Annotated in this window: 6 protein-coding genes; 4 read left to right on the top strand and 2 right to left on the bottom strand. The window is 70.9% G+C overall.

Annotated elements, in window-relative coordinates; translation table 11 throughout:
- Positions 1–1,591: DNA mismatch repair protein MutS (gene mutS, locus FV229_RS24110; RefSeq protein ID WP_147754376.1), on the top strand; the 1,591-nt coding region annotated here is incomplete at its 5' end.
- Between the two features lie 7 nt (positions 1,592–1,598).
- On the opposite strand, the gene FV229_RS24105 is transcribed toward mutS, so the two are convergent.
- Positions 1,599–2,021 carry a response regulator gene (locus tag FV229_RS24105; protein WP_210246520.1) on the bottom strand — a complete coding sequence of 141 codons (423 nt, stop codon included), beginning with the start codon at positions 2,019–2,021 and terminating at the stop codon, positions 1,599–1,601.
- Positions 2,018–3,106: a PAS domain-containing protein gene (locus FV229_RS24100; RefSeq protein ID WP_147754375.1), complete on the bottom strand. Its 1,089-nt coding sequence runs from the start codon at positions 3,104–3,106 to the stop codon at positions 2,018–2,020. Before FV229_RS24100 ends, FV229_RS24105 begins: the two co-directional genes overlap by 4 nt.
- A 299-nt stretch (positions 3,107–3,405) precedes the next feature.
- Here FV229_RS24100 and FV229_RS24095 point away from each other — a divergent pair, with 299 nt between their 5' ends.
- The 3 genes from FV229_RS24095 to FV229_RS24085 all read left to right on the top strand — a co-directional run bounded on the left by FV229_RS24095 (position 3,406) and on the right by FV229_RS24085 (position 6,561).
- Positions 3,406–4,854, top strand: coding sequence for an AmpG family muropeptide MFS transporter (locus FV229_RS24095; RefSeq protein ID WP_147754374.1), 1,449 nt, complete (start codon positions 3,406–3,408; stop codon positions 4,852–4,854).
- Between the two features lie 10 nt (positions 4,855–4,864).
- A complete protein-coding gene (locus tag FV229_RS24090; protein ID WP_147754373.1) occupies positions 4,865–5,827 on the top strand; it encodes an EcsC family protein in 963 nt (320 codons plus the stop codon).
- Positions 5,828–5,901: 74 nt separating this feature from the next.
- Entirely contained in the window at positions 5,902–6,561 is a 660-nt protein-coding gene (locus FV229_RS24085) for an MgtC/SapB family protein (protein ID WP_147754372.1), read from the top strand.
- The last annotated feature ends 127 nt before the right edge of the window (positions 6,562–6,688 follow it).

The raw sequence follows: 6,688 nt of genomic DNA, 5'->3' as shown, positions 1-6,688 counted from the left end.
CGCCCGCGCGCTTTCGCGCACCGGCCTCGGCCGGGCCGGCCCGCGCGATCTCGCCGCGATCCGCGACGGGCTCGACGTGGCGCTGGCGCTCGGCGCACGCCTCGCGGACGGGACGGACCTGCCGGACGACCTGGCGCGGCTGGCGAAGATCCTCGCCCGCGCCGACCGCGACCTCGTCGAGACGCTGCGCGCCAGCTTGGCCGACGAGCTGCCGCTGAACCGGCGCGACGGCGGCTACGTCCGCGTCGGCTACCATCCGGAGATCGACGAGGCGCGCCTCCTCGGCAGCGACTCGCGCAAGGTCGTGGCGGCGCTCCAGGCGCGCTATGCCGAGGAGACCGGCTGCCGCACCCTGCGGATCAAGCATAACGGCCTGCTCGGCTACTTCATCGAGGTGCCGCAATCGGTCGGCGAGGCCTGCCTGAAGGGGCTGATGCGCGACTTCGTGCATCGACAGACCATGGTCGACGCCATGCGCTTCACCAGCGTCGAGCTCGGCGCGCTGGAGCAGAAGATTTTTGGGGCGGCCGACCGCGCGCTCGCACTGGAAGCGTCGGTGTTCGACGACCTCTCGGCCCGCATCGTCGCGCAAGCGGAGGCGATCGGCGGCATCGCCGAGGCGTTGGCTGCGCTCGACGTGGCCGCGAGCCACGCCGAGCTTGCGGTCGAGCTGGACTGGTGCCGGCCCCAGGTCGACGCGTCGATGAGCTTCGTCATCGCGGAGGGCCGTCACCCGGTGGTCGAGGCGGCCCTGCGCAAGTCCGGGACAGCCTTCATCGCCAACGATTGCGACCTCTCGGGGGAGGGGCGCGGCCGCATCCGGCTGATCACCGGGCCGAACATGGGCGGCAAGTCGACCTATCTCCGCCAGAACGCCCTGATCGCGGTGCTCGCGCAGGTCGGCGCCTTCGTACCGGCGCGCGAAGCCCGGATCGGCCGCGTCGATCGGCTGTTCTCCCGCGTCGGCGCCGCCGACGACCTCGCCCGCGGGCAGTCGACCTTCATGGTCGAGATGGTCGAGACCGCCGCGATCCTCAACCAGGCGACACGGCACTCTTTGGTGATCCTGGACGAGATCGGGCGAGGGACCGCGACCTATGACGGGCTCTCGATCGCCTGGGCCTGCCTCGAGCACCTGCACGAGGCGAACGCCTGCCGCGCGCTGTTCGCCACGCATTTCCACGAGCTGACCGCCCTCGGCCAGCGCCTGGCGCAGCTCGACAACGCCACCTTGAAGGTTGCCGAGCACCGCGACGGCGTCGTGTTCCTGCACGAGGTCGTACCGGGGGTGGCCGAGCGCAGCTACGGGCTGCAGGTGGCGCGCATCGCCGGCCTCCCGAGCGCCGTCGTCGCGCGGGCCGGCGCGATCCTGAAGGGGCTGGAGAAGGCCGAGCGCGAGCGCCCAAGCCGCCCGCGCATCGACGACCTGCCGTTATTCGCGAGCCTTGCGCCGCCGCCGCTTCCGGAACCGGCGATCGAGGCGGACGACAGGCTCGGCCTCCTGCTCGATGCGATCGACCCGGATGCGTTGACGCCGCGGGAGGCGATGGAGGCGCTCTATCGGCTTAAGCGCGAACGCGCGGCCGGCTGAGGCGCACTTACTCGGGTGCGCGACAGAAACCGTCCGGGCAGGGCGGGGCAGGGACACGCCCGGCGCGGCAGCCGGCGACATAGTCGAGGGTGCTCGCTACGACCCGCTCGGAATAGGGCTTGGCGATCACACCGAAGGCGCCGGCGAAATCGTCGGGGATACGCTTGGCGTTGGCGGTCATGAACACCACCGTCGTGCGCGGGTCGGCGCTGAGCGCCCGGGCGACGTCGACGCCGGTCGGCCCATCGACGAGATGGATGTCCACCAGCGCCACGTCCGGCGCGGTAGACAGCCCCAGCGCGATCGCCTCGGCTGAGCTCGCCGCGATCCCGACCGTGACGTAGCCGAGGTCGTCGAGCAAGAATTCCAGTTCGAGGGCGATCAGCGCCTCGTCCTCGACCACGAGGATGCGCAGGGCCGGTTCGATCACGCGTCCTCCGCCAGCGGAATCGCGATCTCGACCACGGTGCCGGGTCCGCGGTCGCGCCACGTGATCGTGCCGCGCAGCTGCCGCACCACCATCTCGACGAGGTTCCGGCCGAAGCCCGCCGGGTTGACCGGGCCTGCGTCGATCCCGACGCCGTCATCCTCGATCATCAGGTGCATGCCGGTCTCGGTGCGTCGCGCGGTGATACCGATGCGGCCGACCCGGTTCTGCGGGAACGCGTGCCGGACGGCGTTGCTCGCCAACTCGTGGATCATCAGCGCGAGCGGCGCGGCCATGGCGGCGGAGACCGCGATCGAATCGATCCGCGCCTCGACCTTGGTGCGCTCGGCATCGAGCCCGGCGTTGAAGTCCGACAGGAAGTCATCGGTGAAGTCCGACAGGTTGAATTTGGTGACGTCGCCGGCCGAGTAGAGCATCCGGTGCGCGGTCGAGAGCGCGCCGATGCGCTCGGCCATGCCGGAGAGCGCGTCGCGCGCCTCGCCCTCGGGCGTGCGCCGTGCCTTCAGCAGCATCAATGACGAAATGACCTGGAGGTTGTTCTTGACCCGGTGATCGACCTCGTGAAGCAGCGCGGTCTTTTGCTCGAGGGCGGCCTGCAGGTCGGCGGTACGCTGTCCGACCTGGCGCTCCAACTCGTCGTTGGTGCCGCGCATCGCCTGCTCGACCGACCGCTTGTCGGTCATGTCGGCCTGCGCGGCGAAGAAGAATGTCACCCGCCCGTCGGCGTTCCGCACCGGGTTGACGGTCATGCTGTTCCAGAAGGCCGTGCCGTCCTTGCGATAGTTCAGCAGCTCGCACTCGATCGGCTCCGCCGCATCGAGCGCGGCGCGCAGGCGCGCGACCTCGGAGCGGTCGGTGCCCGCTCCCTGCAGCATCCGGCAATTGCGCCCCAGCAGCTCGTCGCGGCCGTACCCGGTGAGATTTAGGAACGCCTCGTTGACCCAAACGATCGGATTGTTGTCGTGGGCCGCGTTCGTGAGCAGCATCGGTGTCGGGCTCGAATCGAACGCCCGCGCGAACGTCGCCGGAGCGAGCGGGTAATCCGCCTGGTCGCTGGTCTCCATCATCCTGTAACCGATCGGTACGCGAGGAGCCTTGATGCATCGAGAGCCGCCGCGCTGGGCCCGCGCGGACGGACGGTGCGAGGAGAGCGGCTACGCTCGCCTCATCCGAACAGACCCGCGGGAGCAAGGTTCCCGATCGCCCGCGCTTGTACCCAAGCAAATGTGCGATGTCGCGTTAAGCCGACATCGACCATGATCCGTCCGCCGTCCCGCGCCCGGACGTTCCGCGACGCGTGGGCCGGCGCAAGGCTGCCACGATTCTTGCGGATCAAGGCTCATAGGCGTCAAGGAGTTCCCATCGCATGGCCACGGACACCGCACCGGACAAGCTCGCGCGACGGCTGCGGGCCCGCGACCTCGTCGAGGATCGGCGCATCGTCCTCATGCTGGCGCTCGGGTTCTCCTCCGGGCTGCCGCTGCTCCTGGTGCTCGGGACCTTCACCCTGCGGCTCGCCTTCTCGGACATCGACGTCAAGGCGATCGGCCTGTTCAGCTACGTGGCGCTGCCGTACTCCCTGAAGTTCCTCTGGGCGCCGCTGATTGACCGGATCGACGTGCCGGTGCTGAGCGCCCGCCTCGGCCGCCGCCGCGCCTGGATGGTGACGACCCAGGTGGCGGTGGCGATCTGCCTCGTGCTGATGGCCTTCGCCGACCCGAAGACGAGCCTCGCGCTGCTCGGGCTCGGCGCCTTCCTCGTCGCCTTCTGCGCCGCGACCCAGGACGTGGTCGTCGACGGCTGGCGCATCGACGCCGCCGGCACCGACTTCCAGGGCATCCTCGCGGCGACCTCGAACCTCGGCTACCGCCTCGGCCTGATCACGGCGGGCGCCGGCGCCCTCTTCCTCGCCTCCGACAAGGGCTGGACCTTCGCGTACCTGACGATGGCGGCGCTGATGCTCGTCGGCCTAGTCGCGGCCCTCCTCGCCCCCGCCTTCGACCGCGGCCGGCCCGAGGTCGCGACCGTCGATGCCGCGGCGACCGCCGCGACGCCGAAGGCGGCCGGGACGCGGCTGTGGTCGGTCCGCCAGGCCGTCCTCGAGCCCCTGGTCGAGCTCCGCGAACGGATGGGGCCGGCCCTGTGGGGCGTGCTGGTCCTCGTGGCGCTCTACCGCATGCCGGATTTCGTCTCCGGCGTGATGGCGAGCCCGCTGTACCGGACGCTGGGGTTCGACCTGAAGGAGATCGCCACCGTCACCAAACTCTACGGCATCTGGGTCGGCATCGCCGGCGGCTTCGCGGGCGGTTGGGCGATGGCGCGGTTCGGGATGTTCCCAACGCTGCTCGCCGGCGCCTTCCTCGCCGCCGCCTCGCACCTCTCCTTCGCCTGGCTGTCGACCGGCGGGCCGGAGGTTTGGCGGCTGACGGTGGCGATCTCGATCGAGAACTTCTGCGGCTCCTTCGCCGGCATCGCGCTGATCGCCTACATGTCGAGCCTGACCACCCCGGGCTACGCGGCGACGCAGTACGCGCTGTTCTCGTCCCTCTACGCGCTGCCGGGCAAGCTCGTCGCGGGCACCGCGGGCTACATCGTCGCCGCCTTCGGCTACCCGACCTTCTTCGTCATGACCTCGGCGGTCGGCATCCCGGTGGTGCTGCTCTGCCTCGCCGTCGGCCGGACCCCGAGTCGGAAGCCTGCACCCGTCGTTCCCAACAGTGCGGCGACACCTGCCGCGGCGGGGGACGGGAACCCTCCGGTCTCCGTCCCGCTTCCTACCGGTTCGCCGGGGGTGCCCTTGAGAACCCGGGCGTGAGGAGGAAAGCATGAGCGACATCGCGCTGACCGGTGAGGTCCTTCCGGCCGCCACCGAGTCCATCGAGCGTCCCTTGAGCGAGGCGGACCTCGCGGCGTTGCGCCGGTCCGTTCGCGCACTGGAGCAGCCGGGCCTCGCCGCGAGGCTCTCGGCCGCGGCCGGCGCCCCCCTCGACATGATCGGCCGGTCGCTCCCGGCCCCCGTGACCGAGGCCGTCGGACGCTCGACCGAGGCCGCGATGCGGGGCGCCCTGCGAGTCGCCCTGAAGACGCTGCCGAAGGTCGCGGTCGCGCCGGCCGCCGGCACCGCGGTCGAGGGCGTCGCCGCGAAGGCCGAGGGGGGCCTCGGCGGGCTGCTCGGCAGCCTGACCGGATCGAGCACCTTCAACCACAAGGCCCTGGCGGCGCTGTCGGGGGCGTTCGGCGGCGCCTTCGGCCTCGCGACGCTCGCCGTCGAGCTGCCGGTCTCGACCACCCTGATGCTGCGCTCGATCGCCGAGATCGCGCGGGAGGAGGGCGAGGACCTCGACGACCCGGAGGGCGCGCTCGCCTGCGTCCAGGTCTTCGCACTCGGCGGAAAGACCGGTTCGGCGGCCGGGGGCGCGGGCGCCGACGGCACGGGGCTGGCCGAGAGCGGCTACTTCGCCGTGCGCGCCGCCCTCGCCAAGACGATGGCCGAGGCCGCCCGCTACGCCGGGAGCAAGACCCTGCTCGACCAGTCCGCCCCGGCGCTGATCCGCTTCACCGCCCAGATCGCGGCGCGCTTCGGCATCGTGGTCTCGCAGAAGGTCGCCGCGCAGGCGGTGCCGGTGCTGGGCGCGTTCGGAGGGGCAGCGGTCAACACCGCCTTCATGGGCCATTTCCAGTCGATGGCGCGTGCCCACTTCACCGTCCGGCGCCTGGAGCGCACCTACGGGCCGGCGACCGTGCGCGCAGCCTACGAGGTGGAGAAGGCCACGCTCGGCGTCGCATGACGCGCCGGACGCGCCTATTCTTCACCGCGGATCGCTGAGGACCAGGGAGGCGAACGCTGCTCGGGAACGCGGAGATGATCGGCCGCCTGGCGCTGGCGGCCCTACTCGGCAGCGTCATCGGGCTCGAGCGCGAGCGCCTGCTCTGGGCGGCGGGCCTGCGCACGCACATGCTGGTCTGCGTCGGATCCTGTCTGATCATGCTGGTCTCGAACTACGGCTTCGCCGACGCGCTCGGGGCGAAGAACGTCGTCCTCGATCCCTCGCGCGTCGCGGCGCAGGTCGTCTCCGGCATCGGATTCCTCGGTGCGGGCACAATCCTGCTACGCGGCGAGGTGGTGAAGGGTCTGACCACCGCCGCGAGCCTGTGGGCGGTGGCGGCGATCGGCCTCGCCATCGGCGGCGGGCTCTACGTCCCGGCGGTGGCGACCACGACCTTCGTCATCGCGATCCTGGCGGGGGTGAAACCGCTGGAGGAGCGCTGGCGCGACCGGATGCAGACGCGGACGCTTCGCATCGTCGCCAAGCGGGGGACGCTTTCAATCGACACCCTTCACGTCGCGACCGGGGAACGTGCCTCGCGGGTGCGCCAGTTCACGGCGCGCACCGCCGAAGACCCCGCCCTCGACGAGATCGAGGTGGCGTTCGTGCGCCTGTCGGCCACCAGCGTCGAGGCGATCGCCGTGACGCTGCGGGCGAACCCCGACGTCGTCAGCGTCGAGACGGTGCAGCGCTAACAGGCTGCTGCAGAAGTCTGGTGTTACGCTCGGTTTGGATCGTTATCGGTGTTTGCCACGGATTGGCCGACGTCCGAGAGGCTGGATTCTGCCTCTTCGATGGGAGCCCGGGTTACGGGCCGCGTCT

The organism is Methylobacterium sp. WL120 (assembly GCF_008039465.1).
In the GTDB taxonomy this organism is placed as follows: domain Bacteria; phylum Pseudomonadota; class Alphaproteobacteria; order Rhizobiales; family Beijerinckiaceae; genus Methylobacterium; species Methylobacterium cerastii.
This window is presented reverse-complemented; position numbering and strand designations above follow the sequence as displayed.